Annotated in this window: 16 protein-coding genes and 2 pseudogenes; 13 read left to right on the forward strand and 5 right to left on the reverse strand. The window is 34.2% G+C overall.

The features are described from left to right. Nucleotides 1-272: 272 nt before the first annotated feature. Nucleotides 273-482, reverse strand: a pseudogene (locus tag ACM6HU_RS12710) (dioxygenase); the annotation flags it as partial. 232 nt (nucleotides 483-714) lie between these two features. Between ACM6HU_RS12710 and ACM6HU_RS12715 the strand changes: the two are divergent. The 6 genes from ACM6HU_RS12715 (at nucleotide 715) to ACM6HU_RS12740 (ending at nucleotide 6,427) form a co-directional block, all read left to right on the forward strand. Next, the gene (locus ACM6HU_RS12715) at nucleotides 715-1,638 is read left to right on the forward strand and encodes an alpha/beta fold hydrolase (protein WP_016114416.1); all 924 of its coding nucleotides are present in this window, start codon (nucleotides 715-717) and stop codon (nucleotides 1,636-1,638) included. 57 nt (nucleotides 1,639-1,695) lie between these two features. After that, the gene (locus ACM6HU_RS12720; RefSeq protein ID WP_016114417.1) at nucleotides 1,696-2,301 is read left to right on the forward strand and encodes a pentapeptide repeat-containing protein; all 606 of its coding nucleotides are present in this window, start codon (nucleotides 1,696-1,698) and stop codon (nucleotides 2,299-2,301) included. Between the two features lie 78 nt (nucleotides 2,302-2,379). Continuing rightward, nucleotides 2,380-2,826: a GNAT family N-acetyltransferase gene (locus tag ACM6HU_RS12725; RefSeq protein WP_016114418.1), complete on the forward strand. Its 447-nt coding sequence runs from the start codon at nucleotides 2,380-2,382 to the stop codon at nucleotides 2,824-2,826. Between the two features lie 27 nt (nucleotides 2,827-2,853). Beyond that, a complete protein-coding gene (locus ACM6HU_RS12730; RefSeq protein WP_016114419.1) occupies nucleotides 2,854-3,198 on the forward strand; it encodes a hypothetical protein in 345 nt (114 codons plus the stop codon). Between the two features lie 92 nt (nucleotides 3,199-3,290). Next, a complete protein-coding gene (locus tag ACM6HU_RS12735; protein WP_170927960.1) occupies nucleotides 3,291-4,616 on the forward strand; it encodes a bifunctional S-methyl-5'-thioadenosine deaminase/S-adenosylhomocysteine deaminase in 1,326 nt (441 codons plus the stop codon). A 182-nt stretch (nucleotides 4,617-4,798) separates the two neighbouring features. Continuing rightward, a complete protein-coding gene (locus tag ACM6HU_RS12740; RefSeq protein WP_016114421.1) occupies nucleotides 4,799-6,427 on the forward strand; it encodes a peptide ABC transporter substrate-binding protein in 1,629 nt (542 codons plus the stop codon). A gap of 165 nt (nucleotides 6,428-6,592) precedes the next feature. On the opposite strand, the pseudogene ACM6HU_RS12745 reads toward ACM6HU_RS12740, so the two are convergent. Next, nucleotides 6,593-6,679, reverse strand: a pseudogene (locus ACM6HU_RS12745) (GNAT family N-acetyltransferase); the annotation flags it as partial. A gap of 203 nt (nucleotides 6,680-6,882) precedes the next feature. On the opposite strand from ACM6HU_RS12745, the gene ACM6HU_RS12750 reads away from it, so the two are divergent. Next, nucleotides 6,883-7,101: a helix-turn-helix domain-containing protein gene (locus ACM6HU_RS12750; protein ID WP_077295453.1), complete on the forward strand. Its 219-nt coding sequence runs from the start codon at nucleotides 6,883-6,885 to the stop codon at nucleotides 7,099-7,101. On the opposite strand, the gene ACM6HU_RS12755 is transcribed toward ACM6HU_RS12750, so the two are convergent. Then, nucleotides 7,087-7,542: a GNAT family N-acetyltransferase gene (locus tag ACM6HU_RS12755; RefSeq protein ID WP_016114423.1), complete on the reverse strand. Its 456-nt coding sequence runs from the start codon at nucleotides 7,540-7,542 to the stop codon at nucleotides 7,087-7,089. The two genes, ACM6HU_RS12750 and ACM6HU_RS12755, sit on opposite strands and share 15 nt — an antisense overlap. Nucleotides 7,543-7,854: 312 nt before the next feature. On the opposite strand from ACM6HU_RS12755, the gene ACM6HU_RS12760 reads away from it, so the two are divergent. From ACM6HU_RS12760 to ACM6HU_RS12770, 3 genes are all read left to right on the forward strand, one after another. Next, entirely contained in the window at nucleotides 7,855-8,553 is a 699-nt protein-coding gene (locus ACM6HU_RS12760) for a response regulator transcription factor (RefSeq protein ID WP_016114424.1), read from the forward strand. Next, complete coding sequence (locus ACM6HU_RS12765) at nucleotides 8,519-9,613, forward strand: sensor histidine kinase (protein ID WP_033671115.1); 1,095 nt, start codon at nucleotides 8,519-8,521, stop codon at nucleotides 9,611-9,613. The genes ACM6HU_RS12760 and ACM6HU_RS12765 overlap by 35 nt, the downstream gene beginning before the upstream one ends. A gap of 83 nt (nucleotides 9,614-9,696) precedes the next feature. Then, complete coding sequence (locus ACM6HU_RS12770) at nucleotides 9,697-10,596, forward strand: M23 family metallopeptidase (protein WP_016114426.1); 900 nt, start codon at nucleotides 9,697-9,699, stop codon at nucleotides 10,594-10,596. 41 nt (nucleotides 10,597-10,637) lie between these two features. Here ACM6HU_RS12770 and ACM6HU_RS12775 read toward each other — a convergent pair whose 3' ends face one another. Further along, entirely contained in the window at nucleotides 10,638-11,933 is a 1,296-nt protein-coding gene (locus ACM6HU_RS12775) for an Nramp family divalent metal transporter (RefSeq protein ID WP_016114427.1), read from the reverse strand. A 550-nt stretch (nucleotides 11,934-12,483) separates the two neighbouring features. On the opposite strand from ACM6HU_RS12775, the gene ACM6HU_RS12780 reads away from it, so the two are divergent. After that, nucleotides 12,484-13,458: a rhodanese-related sulfurtransferase gene (locus tag ACM6HU_RS12780; RefSeq protein ID WP_016114428.1), complete on the forward strand. Its 975-nt coding sequence runs from the start codon at nucleotides 12,484-12,486 to the stop codon at nucleotides 13,456-13,458. Nucleotides 13,459-13,604: 146 nt separating this feature from the next. On the opposite strand, the gene ACM6HU_RS12785 is transcribed toward ACM6HU_RS12780, so the two are convergent. After that, nucleotides 13,605-14,150: a GNAT family N-acetyltransferase gene (locus ACM6HU_RS12785; RefSeq protein WP_414848220.1), complete on the reverse strand. Its 546-nt coding sequence runs from the start codon at nucleotides 14,148-14,150 to the stop codon at nucleotides 13,605-13,607. Nucleotides 14,151-14,322: 172 nt separating this feature from the next. Here ACM6HU_RS12785 and panE point away from each other — a divergent pair, with 172 nt between their 5' ends. Both panE and ACM6HU_RS12795 read left to right on the forward strand, forming a co-directional pair. Then, nucleotides 14,323-15,237, forward strand: coding sequence for a 2-dehydropantoate 2-reductase (gene panE / locus ACM6HU_RS12790; RefSeq protein ID WP_275857785.1), 915 nt, complete (start codon nucleotides 14,323-14,325; stop codon nucleotides 15,235-15,237). A 150-nt stretch (nucleotides 15,238-15,387) separates the two neighbouring features. Further along, nucleotides 15,388-15,663: a hypothetical protein gene (locus ACM6HU_RS12795; protein ID WP_016114431.1), complete on the forward strand. Its 276-nt coding sequence runs from the start codon at nucleotides 15,388-15,390 to the stop codon at nucleotides 15,661-15,663. The last annotated feature ends 37 nt before the right edge of the window (nucleotides 15,664-15,700 follow it).

Below are 15,700 nucleotides of genomic sequence, written 5' to 3' on the forward strand. Positions count from 1 at the left end.
TGGTGCTACCCCGTATACAAATTTTATAAGAAAGTTCGATCAAAAGTTTTTATAAACCTTGCAACAACAATGTTTTCTTGAAAAATCTTCCTCTAAAACGGTTAAACTTTCTTCAAACCGGTACGACTTTATTTCAAATCAACATGTACACATTTTATCGTGAGCGTCCTATTTATGTACAGTGAACCTTTAATGCGTGATATGTTTGAAAATTAAAGGTTTGGATGATATTTGAAGAATATGTACATAAAAGTTTACGGAGATATATCCGTTTCGGGAGGGAATCCGCCGAAATCATAAATGGTTTCATATTCATTATCTGAAGATGAGATGGTTAATACTTCAGTTTCCCAGTGTGCTGTAAAAATAACAATTGCTTTTGGTTTATATGTTTCTCCAAGTGTTTTTAGAAAACGTGTATAATCTGTATCTTGAATAGCAAGCATTGGTGAGCCGTGTGCTAAAAATAATGATGGTATCATAATTGCTACCTCCTAAAAATATAATGATTACTTTACGTAAGTAACTATATAATTATATTTATTGTTCGTCAAGATAAAATAATTTGAGGATTCGTTTAGAAAATACAGTGTTTGTCATAACGAAAACAATTGCATATAATACATAGTAAGAAGAATGAATAGTGATTCATTTTTTTAGGATATAGATTGCTATTGTTCTGCAATAGATTATATAGATTTGGAGGCCGTCAAAATGAACATACAGGAAAGCTTTGTTACGGTATTGGATGGATCGGAAATTTATTTACGTAAGTGGCTGCCGGAAAGTGGACTTCGTGGAATTGTACAGATTGCACATGGTATGACGGAACATGCTGGTGTCTATACAGAATGCATTGATGCTTTGTTGAAAGCTGGTTATGGTGTGTATGCTCATGATCACCGGGGACATGGAAAAACAGCAAAACAAGAAGAGGATTACGGCCATTTTGAACCGAATATTGGCTGGGATCAAGCTGTTACTGACATAATCTTTGTATCGGAACTTATTCGTAATGAACATACTTGTCCACTTTTTTTATTAGGGCATAGTATGGGTTCTTTCTTATCTAGACGTGCTGTACAACTTCGTGGTGAACTATATGATGGATTCCTTATTTCTGGGACAGGTGGAAATCCTGGGTTTTTAGGTGTAGTAGGTCATAGAGTGGCAACAGTTGAAATGAAGCTTCGTGGTGCAAAAACAAAAAGCCCAATGTTGAACTTTTTATCATTTGGAAATTTTAATTCGAACTTTAAACCGAATCGTACAAAGTTTGATTGGCTTTCTTCAGATACAAATCAAGTTGATAGATACATAGAAGATCCATTATGTGGTTTTATTTGTTCAACAAGTTTTTATCGTGAATTATTTAACGGTGTGCTTGAAGTGAATAAACTAGAGGAATATAAAAAAACACCTAAAGACCTCCCGATACATATTTTTTCCGGAGATCGTGATCCAGTGGGAGATATGGGGAAAGGCGTAAAAGAAGTATACGATATGTATAAAAATTGCGGTGTGAAAGATGTAACACTTCGTCTATATGAAAATGGAAGGCACGAAATGTTCCATGAAGTAAATAGGGATGAAGTATTTCAAGATTTGATTTCTTGGTTAGATGAACATATTATATAAAAAGAAACCTCACTTTTGTTGTAGTGAGGTTTCTTTTTGGGAATTTGGAGGGAAAGTATGAGTGAATTTGTAAATAAAGAGTATATAGAAATAGATTTTCGCGATGTTGCTATAAAAGAAGAGGAATTAAAAAATTGTACATTTATAAAGTGTCGTTTTAGAGGTGTAGATGCATCAGAAATTGTAACGGAAAATTGTAATTTCATAGAATGTGACTTCACAGGTGCTCTTTTTAATGCTTCAATTCACCAGGGAAGTACGTTTGCAAATTGTAAATTTTCTGGAGCAAATTTATTTGTTTCTAAGTTTGAGGAATGTAAAATGACGGGTTCTGATTTTGAAGAGGCGAATTTAGATGGAATAACGATTGTATTTGGTGATTGGTCATATACAAATTTAAGATTTGCGAATTTAAGTAAACAAAAATTAAAGGGTATTCGCTTAGTTGAAGCGGATCTTTGTGAGTGTAATTTAGAAAAAGCTGATTTACGTGATGTTGATTTAACAGGTGCACAATTAGGAAAAGCCAAGCTTATAGGTGCAGATTTAAGAGGAGCTGTAGTGGATAGAATTGACTTTAGAGCATTTGATTTACAGAATGTAAGATTGGATATAACGCAGGCGGTTGCTGTGGCGAGGTGTTATGGAGCGAAGGTAGATTAAAATGATGAGAGAACTCTTACTATGATAAAGTATCAGTAAGGGTTCTTTTTGTAATTTAAAGGAAAGGGAGAGGGAGAAATGGTAGTGAGGAAAGCATTATTAAACGAGGCAAATGAACTAAGTCATATAGCACTAACATCAAAGGCAACTTGGGATTATAGCGAAGAATTTATACTAGCATGTAAGGAAGATTTAACGATTACGGAAGAGTATATTAAAAATCACTACGTATATATTTTAGAAAATGAAGGAGTGAAAATTGGTTTTTTTTCATTTCAACGAAAAGAAGAAGATGTTCTCGATTTTTTATATTTACATCCAAATTATAAGGGAAAGGGTTATGGTAACATTCTATGGCAAAGTGTCGTAGAAAAAGCAGTTGAATTAGAAATTAAGAGTTTTACAATTGATAGTGATCCAAATGCGAAAGGCTACTACATGAAAATGGGTGCAAAATTGATTGGAGAGACACCTTCAACAGTTTTTAAAGATCGTGTTCTGCCACTTTTGCAATATGATGTATAAAAATGAGTATACATAGGAGATGCTGAAATGGACGGTTTTGAAATCGCACAAATCTACAAGATTTTAATGAAATCTTGGTCACTTGAAACAAGTTCAAAGTGGACGATAGAAAATCCGGCAAAAGGGCAATGTGGTGTAACAGCACTTGTTATACATGATTTGTTTGGAGGGGAAATAAAAAAGACGCAAGTTGGCGAAGGTTGGCACTTTTACAATGTTATAAATGGAAAGCGATATGATTTTACAGCAACACAATTTTTTGAAGAGATAGCTTATATGGATATTCCTTCTAATAGAGAAGAAGCATTTGCAGACACAAATGATAGGCAATATTATACTTTAAAACAGAAAATGCATATCTTTATGCAATAGAATTTGTCTGAAGTGAAATATCTTTTGACTCTTAATGTTTAATAAGTTACTATAATGGTGGTAACTTATCAAAGGGAACGTACTTCATAGAGTTGAGAGGGGAAATACTTTTGAAAACAGCTTATGTAAGCGCTACGATTGTAACTTTAAATGAACAGAATGAAGTGTTACAAAACGGATATATTCTTGTAGAAGATGGTAAAATTATAGAAGTGAGAAATGGTGAATTCTCTAATGGAAATCAAGTAGATGAAGTAGTAAATCTTAAAGGGAAATGGGTATTTCCAGGTCTTGTGAATACACATACGCATGTTGTGATGAGTCTTTTACGCGGAATTGGCGATGATATGTTATTACAGCCTTGGCTTGAAACGAGAATTTGGCCACTTGAAAGTCAATTTACGCCAGAGCTTGCGGTTGCTAGTACAGAACTTGGTTTATTAGAAATGGTGAAGAGTGGGACGACAACATTTTCTGATATGTTTAATCCAATTGGTGTAGATCAGGACGCGATTATGGAAACGGTTCGTAATAGTGGAATGCGTGCGGCTGTTTCAAGAACTTTATTTAGCTTTGGAACGAAAGAGGATGAAAAGAAAGCAATTCAAGATGCTGAAAAATATGTAAAACGATATTACAGTGAAAACGGCATGTTAACAACGATGGTCGCTCCTCATAGTCCATATGCATGCTCTACTGAAATGTTAGAAGAGTGTGCGAGAATCGCGGTGGAAAACCATACGATGGTTCACATCCATCTTTCAGAAACAGAGCGTGAAGTACGCGATATTGAAGCGCAATATGGCAAACGTCCCGTAGAATATGCAGCAAGCTGTGGTGTATTTAAGAGACCGACAGTTATTGCACATGGCGTTATGTTAAATGAAGATGAGCGCGCATTCTTAGCGGAACATGACGTTCGTGTAGCACACAATCCAAATAGCAATTTAAAATTAGGGTCTGGTATAGCGAATGTTAAAGGAATGTTAGAAGCGGGAATCAAAGTTGGTATTGCAACAGATAGCGTTGCATCTAACAATAATTTAGATATGTTTGAGGAGCTTCGAGTTGCAACTTTATTGCAAAAGGGTATTCATAAAGATGCGACTGCATTACCAGTTGAAACAGCTCTTTCACTCGCAACAAAAGGAGCGGCAGAAGTCATTGGGATGAAACAAACAGGTTCCATTGAAGTAGGAAAGTGTGCTGACTTTATTACAATTGATCCATCCAATAAGCCGCATCTACAGCCAGCAGAAGAAGTGTTGTCACACCTTGTGTATGCAGCAAGTGGAAAAGATGTATCTGATGTTGTAATTAATGGGAAACATATTGTGTGGAATGGTGAATGTAAAACATTAGATGAAGAGCGAATTATTTTTGAGGCAAGTTGTTATAAACGAGGATTGAAGATGTAGTTGAAATAGAGGAATTGATAACGAACGCTCCCCTTTTTAATAAAATACAAGAGGGAAGCGTTTTTTCTGTGAATTTTATGTGAAACAATAAATATTCAATAGAATATCACGACTTTATACTGGTCCTTCTGTTATAATGTATAACGTTTTATAATATTATTTGAATTTAAGGAGAAAAATTCATGAAGCAGAAAAAGAGCCGCTTACTAGTAATTACACTTGTCACATCTTTGATTTTATCGGCTTGTAGTAGTACAGCGAATAAAGTTAATAAAGAGACTCAAAAACAAGTGTTAAATGTAACAGTATCAGAAGAAATTCCTTCTCTTGATACAGCGAAAGTGATGGATGGTACATCATCACATGTGATGCAAAATATATTTGAAGGGTTGTATGTGCTAGATAATCAAGACAAGCCCGTACCTGGTGTGGCGAAGTCATTTGAGAAAAGTGAGGATGGGAAAAGATATACATTCCATTTGCGTAAAGATGCAAAATGGTCAAATGGGGAATCGGTAACAGCACATGATTTTACTTTTTCGTGGAAACGGACATTGAGTCCTGGAACAGCATCTCAATATGCATACATGCTATTTTATATAAAAAACGCACAAGAAATTAATAAAGGTACATTGGCTACTGATCGACTAGGAGTAAAGGCATTAGATGATTATACGCTAGAAGTACAGTTAGAGCAGCCTGTCCCTTATTTATTGCAATTATTAGCGTTGCCTATTTATTTACCACAGCATGAATCATTTGTGAAAGAACAAGGAGATCGTTATGGATTAGAACCAGATAATCTTATATACAATGGAGCGTTTGTGTTAGAAAAATGGAAGCATGAACAAGAATTTCAATTAAAGAAAAATGATACATATTGGGATAAGGGGAAAGTGAAGCTAGATGAAATAAACTTTCATATTGTAAAAGATACAATGACAGCTGTAAATTTATATGAATCTGGTAGTCTTGATCGAGTTCCTATAAATTCTATGTTTGTAGATCGATATAAAGATAATAAAGAATTACATATGGCAAGCGAGTCCGCAATAGCGATGCTTCGTTTTAATGAAGCAAATTCTTTTCTGGCAAATAAAAAATTTCGTCAATCTATTTCTTTAGCACTGAATAAAGAAGGATTTGTAAGTCATTTTATGAATAATGGCGCAGTTCCTGCACAAGGTCTTATACCAATAGGATATACGAATGAAACAAATGGAAAAGATTTTCGAAAGGAAAATGGAAATATTGCTGGTTATGATTTGCAAAAAGCAAAAAAACTTTGGGAAGATGCGAAAAAAGAACTTGGTATAGAAAGTGTCACAGTAGAGTTCTTGACATTTGAACAAGATAATGCGAAACGTATAGCTGAATATATAAAAGGGGATTTAGAAAAGCATTTACAAGGTTTAACAGTGCAGATTAAACAGCAACCATTTAAGCAAAAATTACAGCTAGAACAAACAGGACAATATGATATATCTATGGTAGTATGGGGGCCAGATTATAAAGACCCGATAAGTTACTTAGAATTATTTACGACAGATAATCCGAATAATAAGATGGGGTACTCGAATTCTTATTATGATGACCTTATAAAGAAAGCAAAATATGATATTGTACTAGACCAACAGAAAAGATGGAAAGCCTTACAAGAGGCGGAGCAAATAGTATTGGAAGATGCTGCAATCGCCCCGCTTTATCATACTGGTTCGGCATATATACAGAAGGAATATGTAAAAGGCATTGAAAAGCATCAATTTGGTGGGGGATATACGTATAAACATGCGTTTATAAGCAAAAAATAATAATCTATAAAAAAAGAGCGAATTGCTTGATATGGAGGCATTAGCTCTTTTTTTATGGATTTTAGAATTATTTTAAAACAAATCTAGAAAAAGCTTTTCAAAGGAGAGTTTGCATTTAAGTTTGAAAATTATATTGTTAATGAAAGGAATTGTGTATGCCTTCTATTAAATAGATTTCAGTAAAGAATAAACATTTGTATCATGTGGAACATCATTTTGATACATATAATTTTTCAGAATTCCCTCTTTTTTAACAGTACTCCAACAGAAGTCCCCTTCCTCAAGCACGTGTAGGGCATAGCCCAGGTGATAGGGAGGAGATGAACGTTGGTCGTGCATAGCACGAAGTTTCTATTTCCTTTTTATGTAACTTTGTGTATACTAGGAGAAAAGGGAACGTATATTCTGTTTTGTGTTAGGAATCTGAAAAACTATATCGAAAAAAGGGGGAGGGGATGACAATGTTGCTAAGCCAAAAATACGAGATTTTCCCAACTAAAGAACAAAAAGAAACGTTAGATCGTTGGCTACAATATTGTCGTCAAATTTATAACTCTGCTCTTTTAGATAAACAAAGAAAATATAAGGAAAACAAACAATTGTATACACGTTCTGATATGCAAAAGCAACAAGTAATCGATAAGAGTGTTAAGGAGGGGTCATTCACATCCTAGTTTTGTTAACAAGTGATTTGATGATTCATTTTCAAGAAAAACAACTCCTCCGATACGTGTTAAATTAAGAGTATTAAAACCATATGATATAACTGTAGAAACTGCTTCAGTAGCATAGCCATTTCCCCATTGCTCAGGGAAAAGTGCATAACTTATTTCGGCTCTTCTATGTTCTGAAGACCAATCGTGAAAACCAATTGTTCCAATAATACTAGTACCTTTCTTACCTTTTAACTCAATTCCCCATTTAATACCACGTTTTTCATTATAACTTTCTGCAAAATTTCTAATGATTTGTTTTACCTGTTCTATATTTCTTAATGGGTTTTGACCATAGTAACGTAATACATCTGTATTAGAAAAACAATTTAATATACTTTGTGCATCGGATTCTGTAAGTTCTCTCAAAATTAGCCGTTCTGTTTCTAATATAGGGAACATTCTCTCACTCCTATAAAACTAGATATTCATTAGTTTGTATTGAAATTAGAAAATATCAAATTTTTAACAATGACTTAGAGTAATAATAAAATGCATCAAAATGTTTTTTAATCGATCTTTATATAAGTGGCTCTATTGTATGCTGACGTGCATTTTTATTTTGATTGTAAGTAAAACAAGATTAAAAGTGTGCTGAAAATAATTATAAGGATAATTTGGAAATCTAATTAAAAAGAAATGATGATTCTCTTTTATCACATGTTAATATAGGTGTGTGGAATATATTTCAAATAACATTGAAGAGGATGGACTATGAAACAACAATCTATATTAATCGTAGATGATGACGCAGATATTGTTCAATTCATTGAGGTGCAGTTGAAACAAGAAGGGTTTAAAGTCTTAAGAGCTTATAATGGAGAAGAGGCATTGTATATATTAGATACGAATGACATTCAGTTGGTCATTCTTGATATTATGATGCCCGGAATGGATGGAGTTGAAGTATGTAGAAAAACTAGGGAAAAGTATAACATCCCAGTTATTTTCCTAAGTGCAAAATCGTCGGATATAGACAAAGTCATTGGATTAAGTACAGGAGCAGATGATTACATTGTAAAACCATTTAGTATGATTGAGCTCGTGGCACGGGTGAAAGCACAATTAAGAAGGTATACATATTTCAACCAAATTCCAAGTCAACTACATGAACAGAAAATTCAAATTAGAGGATTAGAAATAGATCAACTATCTAGAAAGGTAACAATATATGGAAAGTTAATCAATCTTACAAAAACGGAATATGATATATTGCATCTGATGGCAAAACATCGAAATCGAGTATTCACATTAGAAGAAATATTTGAAAGTGTGTGGGGAGAAACTTCCTATGAAAGTAATAATACTGTCATGGTTCATATTGCAAGATTAAGAAATAAGATAGAAGAAAATCCAAAGGAATCAAAAATTATACAAAATGTTTGGGGAGTCGGATACAAAATTGAAGATTAAATTATTGCAAGGGATTAGGATGAAATTTTTTCTTGCTTTTATATGTAGCATTTTATTCGCTACCATATGCATTATACTATTTCAAAGTTTGGTTGGAAGTATATATGCAGATGTTGCTAGGTACGAAGAAAAATATTCCTTTATCTATTTTGTTATTTTTCTCATTTTAACCTCACTCTTTTTCTTATTATTGTCAAAGAGTACAGTAAAACGAATAGAACAAATCAATCATAGTGTGAAACAAATAAGCAAAGGCAATTTAGAAGTACATATACCTGTTTTGAAAAGTGATGAGATTGGAGAATTAGCAACGAATATTAATGGGATGGCTGAAAGTTTAAAGGAATCGATTGAGAAAGAAAAACGATCACAAGAAATGAAAAATGAAATGATTCATAATATCTCCCATGATTTACGAACACCTGTAACATCTTTAATAGGTTATGTTGATTTAGTAGAAAGTAAGCTTCATTCAAATGTAGAGGAATGCAATCAATATGTAGCAGTATTAAAGCGAAAAAGTGATGAGTTAAAGAATCAAATAGATGATTTACTAGAATATTGTCATATAAACTACAAGGAAATTCAGTTACATAAAGAGATAATAGGAGTTAAAGCATTAATAGAACAAATCATGATTGATTTTGTACCACAATTAGATGAGGCAAAGCTGCACTTTGAGATTGAGTGTAAACAAAATTTGCAAATTGAAGCGGATATACATGTAATAGTAAGGTTAATACAAAATGTGATCAGTAATAGTATTTCGTATGGGAAATCAGGAAAGAAAATTATCATTCAAATTCTACAGAAAAAACCGAATGTCGAAATAAAAATTAAAAACTATGGACAATGTATCTCAAAAGAAGATCTTCCATATATATTTGAAAAATTTTACCGTGGAGAAAAATCAAGGAATGCTCATACTGGTGGAAAAGGAATGGGGCTGGCTATTGCTAAAAGTATTGCTCAGCTTCATGAAGGGGATATAACGGTATGTAGTAGCAATGAAGAAACAACATTCACGATCCTCTTACCAGAATATAAAGAAGAATTGTAAGAAAGTCGTAAGTATTTCTTTCATAGGTCTTAAAATTTGTTTTGTATCATAACGAATGAAGATATAGAAACGGAGGATACAGCATGTGGAAGAAAATAATACTTACAATTTTATTTATCGTTTTGTTTATAAGTTGGGGATCAATTTATTTTGCTAGGGGTGTTGTATCAATCTTCGCTTGGTGGGGAGTACAAGTTTTTAGTGTTTTTTCTATCATTATCCTAACCATTTCAGTTATTTTAATTGCACGAAATTTATTTTCTAGAAATTGTTTAGATAAAACAATTATTTTTATTTTTGTTTTATCCATAGTTGGAGCTTGGCCAGCATGTTGGTTTGCCGGGATAGGGCAAATTGCTTATCCAGCAGATGTTCATTCGGCAACCCCGAAAGCAATGGTTCGTCTTCCGTTGAATCAAGCCGCGTTAGTCGGATGGGGAGGAGATCGAATCGAAACAAACTATCCTCACGTCATGGTACCCTTTGAACGCTGGGCATATGATCTTCTTGTTCCTCCGGCTGGGATAAAAAGCTCAAAGCTAGAAGACTACGGTATATATGGAGCAGAGGTAATCACTCCGGCTTCTGGAATGGTTGTATCCATCAATAATGATGAACCTGACTTGAAACCGGGAACTGATGACTTTGATTCTATGACTGGCAATCACATATACTTACGCTTAGATGAAACAGGAACATATCTTATTCTTGCGCATTTGAAGAAAGGATCGGTACGAGTGAAGGAGGGACAACATGTAACAAAAGGAGAAAGCCTTGCCCAAGTTGGAAATTCAGGAAGTTCCAGTGAGCCACATTTGCATATTCATCATCAGCGGCAAAATCCATCCAATACGAGCATGTTTCTTTCGGAAGGCTTGCCATTATATTTTCGGGATATTGATGGGCCAGCTATGCCAAAAGGTGGCGTTCGTATGGAGAATGGAAATGAGGTACCGGTAGGAGATGTTATTTCACCTTTCTAATAAAAATTCCCCTCTGCATTTCAAGCAGAGGGGAATTTTTATTAACCAGTAAATGTTTGATACAGTAAGAAAATGTTTAAAGCAATAATGAGCCCGGCAATTAACCAGGCAATTGCGTTTGTAATGCGATGATTCACTAGTACACCCATAATCTTTTTGCTACTTGTAAACATAATAAGAGGTACTAATGCAAATGCGATTCCAAATGATAGTATAACTTGACTCATAACAAGAGCGTAAGTTGGATTCACACCTAAAGCGATAATAACAAGGGGCGGGATCATTGTAATAAAGCGTCTTACATATAAAGGAATATGCATGCGGATAAATCCTTGCATAATAATATCACCAGACATTGTACCGACGGAAGAACTAGATAAACCAGCAGCCAACAATCCAATTCCGAAAAGGCTGGCTGATACAGGTCCAACTAAGTTGCTAAATTCATTAAAAGCAACGTCTAAATCTTCAACATGTAATCCGTTTTTGAAGAACAAGGCAGCTGCTACGATTAGCATACTTGCGTTAATTGCTCCAGCAATCACCATTGCAATAATGATATCAATGAATTCAAAGCGAAAAATCTTTTTGCGCTGTTCATCTGTTGTCCCAACTACGCGGCGCTGCGTTAAGGCAGAATGTAGATAAATTGCATGTGGCATTACTGTTGCACCTAAAATCCCAGCTGCAAGTAAAATACTATCTATACCCTGAAATTTAGGAATAAATAGTCCCGAAAGAAGGGGACTTAGCTCTGGTTTCGCATAAAACATTTGTACACCAAATGCAACAACAACAATAAAGACCATCCCTGTAATAACAGCTTCTAATGGGCGGAAGCCTCTGCGCTGAAATTCAAGAATAATGAATGATCCGATTGCTGTGATTAAAGCAGCAGGTAACATTGGAATGCCAAATAGCAAATATAATCCTAAAGCAGCACCGATAAACTCGGCTAAATCAGTAGCCATAATAACGAGTTCACCCTGTATCCATAAACCAATTGAAACGGGTTTTGGGAAATGTTCGCGAGCAACTTCTGGAAGGTTTTTACCAGTAGCAATCCCGAGTTTCGCTGATAGAGACTGAATTAAAACGGCCATTAAATTGGAAGCGAGAATTACCCAAAGTAGTAAATAACCATATTGTGATCCAGCTGCAATATTTGTAGCGAAGTTCCCTGGATCAATATAAGCAACAGATGCGATGAATGCAGGTCCTAGAAAAGGTAATAATTTTTTTAGTCCCTTTGTTTCACCACTTAAAGCTAGATGAGCAGATTGAACGGTTGTACTTTGAGAAGGGATATGTTCATCTTTTGTTATATTTTTATTCATAGTAGTTTTCCCCTTTAGTTTCTTAGCATGATGCAATTATTGTATTTATTCTTACTATCTATTTCAATACATTTAGATGTTTTAGTTGATTTTTTTATTTGAACACAAATGTTTCCTTAATGCAAATTATATGACAGTGTACAATAAAAGGTGTGCTAGAATTGAGGAATAGATAATTATTTAACAAAAATGAATAAAACATCGAATATGTAGTTGTAACTTTTTGGAGTTTAGGTGGATAAAGAGAGTTAATCTATAATATGGATTAGAAAAAGGCATGTTTTTCAATGATAAAATAGAGAACACAGCATATTAATTGCTGGAAACCAATTTGTATGTTATATAATATATTGGGATTACATCACAACTCTATTGGATTGTGATGTAATCTCGTTTTTCATTTGCGTTAACTTATAGGAAAACATTGCAAATAGGAGAAAGTTATTTGAACAATAGTTAACATATCTTTTCTTATTCTTATATGTTCCGATATGATCGTTAACTTATACATGATTTTAAAATATCGAATTAGATAGGTGGTAAAAATAAAATGTCAAATACAAAACCATACAGAGTGTTACTGTACTACATGTACACTACAATTGAGAATCCGGAAGAATTTGCTGCTCAGCATTTAGAATTTTGTAATTCACTTGAGTTAAAAGGAAGAATTCTTGTAGCAGGAGAAGGAATTAATGGAACTGCTTCAGGTACTATTGAACAAACAGAGAAATATATGGAAGCAATGAAGAACGACCCACGTTTTACTGGAATCGTGTTTAAAGTGGATGAAGCTGATGAACATGCGTTCAAAAAAATGCATGTGCGCCCTCGTTCAGAGCTTGTTACACTTCGTTTAGAAGATGATATCAATCCGAAAGAAACAACAGGTAAGTATTTAGAAGCAAAAGAGTTTTATGAAGCAATGAAGGAAGAAAATACAGTTATCATAGATGCAAGAAATGATTATGAATATGAGCTAGGGCATTTTAGAGGCGCGATTAAACCTGATATTAAATCATTCCGCGAATTACCAGATTGGATTGATGAAAATAAGGAAATGTTCGAAGGTAAAAAGATTTTAACATATTGTACAGGTGGTATTCGCTGTGAGAAGTTTTCAGGATGGTTAGTGCGTGAAGGATTTGAGGATGTAAGTCAGCTTCACGGCGGGATTGTAACGTACGGAAAAGACCCTGAAGTGCAAGGTGAACTATGGGATGGACAATGTTACGTATTCGATGAGCGTATTGGTGTACCAGTAAACCAAAAAGAACATGTTATTGTTGGTAAAGACCACTTTACCAAAGAACCATGTGAGCGATATGTAAATTGTGCAAATCCAGAATGTAACAAACAAATCTTATGCTCGGAAGAAAATGAAGAGAAATATTTACGTGCATGTTCACACGAATGCCGTGTACATCCGCGCAATCGTTATGTGGCAGAGCATGAATTAACAGAAGAGCAAGTGGCTACTGCATTAGAAAAAATTGAAGAAGAAAATAAAGTTAAACTAGGATAATATTTCATTTTAATAAAAAAGCGGATCTAATCGTAAAAGAGAGGATCCGTTTTTAAAATTTCTATTTAGATAATGAAAAAGACTACACATTGCTTGTTTGCAGCAGCTCGTATATATAGTTCTTGAATTTCTAAAAAGAAGAGAAGCTACTTACTTTTGTTATAATCAGATCTTGTTAAACCATAAACAACAGTATCTTCATAAACCCCCCAGTACAAACAACTTTGTTTAAATGTGCCTTCATATTTCAAGCCTAATTTTTGCATAACTTTAGAAGAAGCTGGGTTTTTAGTGAAAGCATCGGCGTAAATACGATTTAGCTGTAATTCTTCAAATGCATATGTAATGATGACCTGACCGGCTTCCGTGCAGTATTCTTTACCCCAATATGATTTACCCAGCCAGTATCCTAATTCTCCTTTATTGTGTTTTTTGTTAATAAAAAGGTAAATACAACCGATGAGCATATTTTGCTCATTAACCATTGCAAAGTGAAAACTGTCTCCCTTATCCATAGCTGTATGAGTAGAGGTAATCCACTCTTCTGCCCAGCCATCTGGATAAGGGTGAGGAATAATTGTAGTAGTTTTCGCAATCTCTTTATCGCCTGCTAATTCTTGAACTCTCGGAGCATCATCTAATTCAAATGGGCGTATTGTTAATCTTTTAGATAAGAACATTGGATATTGCATTTCTTCTCATCCTTTCTAACTATACAAGTCTTTACTAAGTTTATAATACATAATTTTTAAAATAAAACCTTATTAAAAAGTTGAATCTTCTGTTTAATTAACGAGTCAGATGTATAATATAGTTATGCTACAAGGAAGTGAAATTTTCATGTTTGGAAAAGGGGAGTTCTATATGCGTATTTTAGTACTAGGAGCTGGAGGAGTCGGAGGATATTTTGGAGGCCGTTTAGTAGAAAAAGGGGAAGACGTTACTTTTCTCGTTCGTAGTGGGCGAAAACAACAGCTTGAGAAAAATGGTCTTGTTATTCGTAGCATAAATGGAGATTTCTCCTTTATACCACAATTAATCACAAAAACTGAATCCGCAGATCCATTCGATTTAATTTTATTTTCAACAAAAACTTATCATTTAGAAGAAGCAATAAACGATTTGAAGCCATTTGTTGGTGAGAACACAATTATTATACCACTACTAAATGGTATAGCCCATCTATCTGCATTACAACGGGTATTTGGTGAGGATAAAGTTATTGGAGGTTTGTGTTTTATTGAAACAACATTAAACGGTGAGGGAGATGTTGTTCAAACTAGCTCTGCTGACCGACTTGTATTTGGGAAAATTAAACATCTACATACAGAGCGAATATATGGGATTGCCAATACATTAAAGGGTACAAAAGCAAGTTTTGTTTTGAGTAATCATATCGTGCAAGATATGTGGCATAAATATTTATTTATTACTGTTATGTCAGGTGTGACTACGCTAATGCGCGCACCAATAGGACCAATCCGTGAAAGTGATGGGGGACGGGACTTGATTCGGAATTTATTTGAAGAAGCAGCACAGATTATGAAAGCATCTGGAGCCCCAATTCAGGATAATATTGTTGACGAACATATGAAGACGATTGATAAGATTTCATATGATATGAAATCTTCTATGCAGCGGGATATGGAGAAAGATTCACCTATCGAGGGGGAGTACTTACAAGGATATTTGCTGAAATTAGCAAAACAATTTCATATAGATGCGCCATTGTTAAAAATTATTTATCAAAATTTAAAAGTTTATGAAGAGATGCTGTAAGCGAACATTCCAACAGTCTATAGAGAGATTCGTAGACCTGCTGGTGTGACGGGTTTTTGAGGAGACATTTCCAAGTGAGTTACTGTAAATGAGATATAATTGGCTTGTTGTCTCTTGAAACAAGCTACAGCATAAGGAGAGGTGATTGCATTGATTAAATTTGTCCAAGTTATGTTCGGTAAACCTTGCAAAAAAGGTGATACGTTCCAAATTAAATTTGCACGTTTTGTTTATTGGAGTGCAATTGTAGGCTACTTTTTTGCGGTGATTCTTTTTGGGATAGCTTCACTTTTTAATAAAATATTCATTCCATCCCTTGTAGGCTCTTTGTTGTTTCCGTTTATATTTAGATTGGTTTATTATGTGAATTTAAAAATGAACGGTCTCAAAAAAGAAGGTGGATATAAAAAAGTACAAATTAGGTAATTGTATATGAACATTCAATATTTTATCCCGCTATTCG

The sequence above is a fragment of the Bacillus sp. IT-79MI2 genome (genome assembly GCF_949768135.1).
Taxonomy (GTDB): Bacteria; Bacillota; Bacilli; order Bacillales; family Bacillaceae_G; genus Bacillus_A; species Bacillus_A pseudomycoides.

What these genes read in the sequence shown, in the direction of transcription:
- ACM6HU_RS12715 (WP_016114416.1), top strand. Translation starts at nt 715, where the DNA reads ATGAACATACAGGAAAGCTTTGTTACGGTATTGGATGGATCGGAAATT.
- ACM6HU_RS12720 (WP_016114417.1), top strand. Translation starts at nt 1,696, where the DNA reads ATGAGTGAATTTGTAAATAAAGAGTATATAGAAATAGATTTTCGCGAT.
- ACM6HU_RS12725 (WP_016114418.1), top strand. Translation starts at nt 2,380, where the DNA reads ATGGTAGTGAGGAAAGCATTATTAAACGAGGCAAATGAACTAAGTCAT.
- ACM6HU_RS12730 (WP_016114419.1), top strand. Translation starts at nt 2,854, where the DNA reads ATGGACGGTTTTGAAATCGCACAAATCTACAAGATTTTAATGAAATCT.
- ACM6HU_RS12740 (WP_016114421.1), top strand. Translation starts at nt 4,799, where the DNA reads ATGAAGCAGAAAAAGAGCCGCTTACTAGTAATTACACTTGTCACATCT.
- ACM6HU_RS12750 (WP_077295453.1), top strand. Translation starts at nt 6,883, where the DNA reads ATGACAATGTTGCTAAGCCAAAAATACGAGATTTTCCCAACTAAAGAA.
- ACM6HU_RS12755 (WP_016114423.1), bottom strand. Translation starts at nt 7,542, where the DNA reads ATGTTCCCTATATTAGAAACAGAACGGCTAATTTTGAGAGAACTTACA.
- ACM6HU_RS12760 (WP_016114424.1), top strand. Translation starts at nt 7,855, where the DNA reads ATGAAACAACAATCTATATTAATCGTAGATGATGACGCAGATATTGTT.
- ACM6HU_RS12765 (WP_033671115.1), top strand. Translation starts at nt 8,519, where the DNA reads ATGTTTGGGGAGTCGGATACAAAATTGAAGATTAAATTATTGCAAGGG.
- ACM6HU_RS12770 (WP_016114426.1), top strand. Translation starts at nt 9,697, where the DNA reads ATGTGGAAGAAAATAATACTTACAATTTTATTTATCGTTTTGTTTATA.
- ACM6HU_RS12775 (WP_016114427.1), bottom strand. Translation starts at nt 11,933, where the DNA reads ATGAATAAAAATATAACAAAAGATGAACATATCCCTTCTCAAAGTACA.
- ACM6HU_RS12780 (WP_016114428.1), top strand. Translation starts at nt 12,484, where the DNA reads ATGTCAAATACAAAACCATACAGAGTGTTACTGTACTACATGTACACT.
- ACM6HU_RS12785 (WP_414848220.1), bottom strand. Translation starts at nt 14,150, where the DNA reads ATGCAATATCCAATGTTCTTATCTAAAAGATTAACAATACGCCCATTT.
- panE (WP_275857785.1), top strand. Translation starts at nt 14,323, where the DNA reads ATGCGTATTTTAGTACTAGGAGCTGGAGGAGTCGGAGGATATTTTGGA.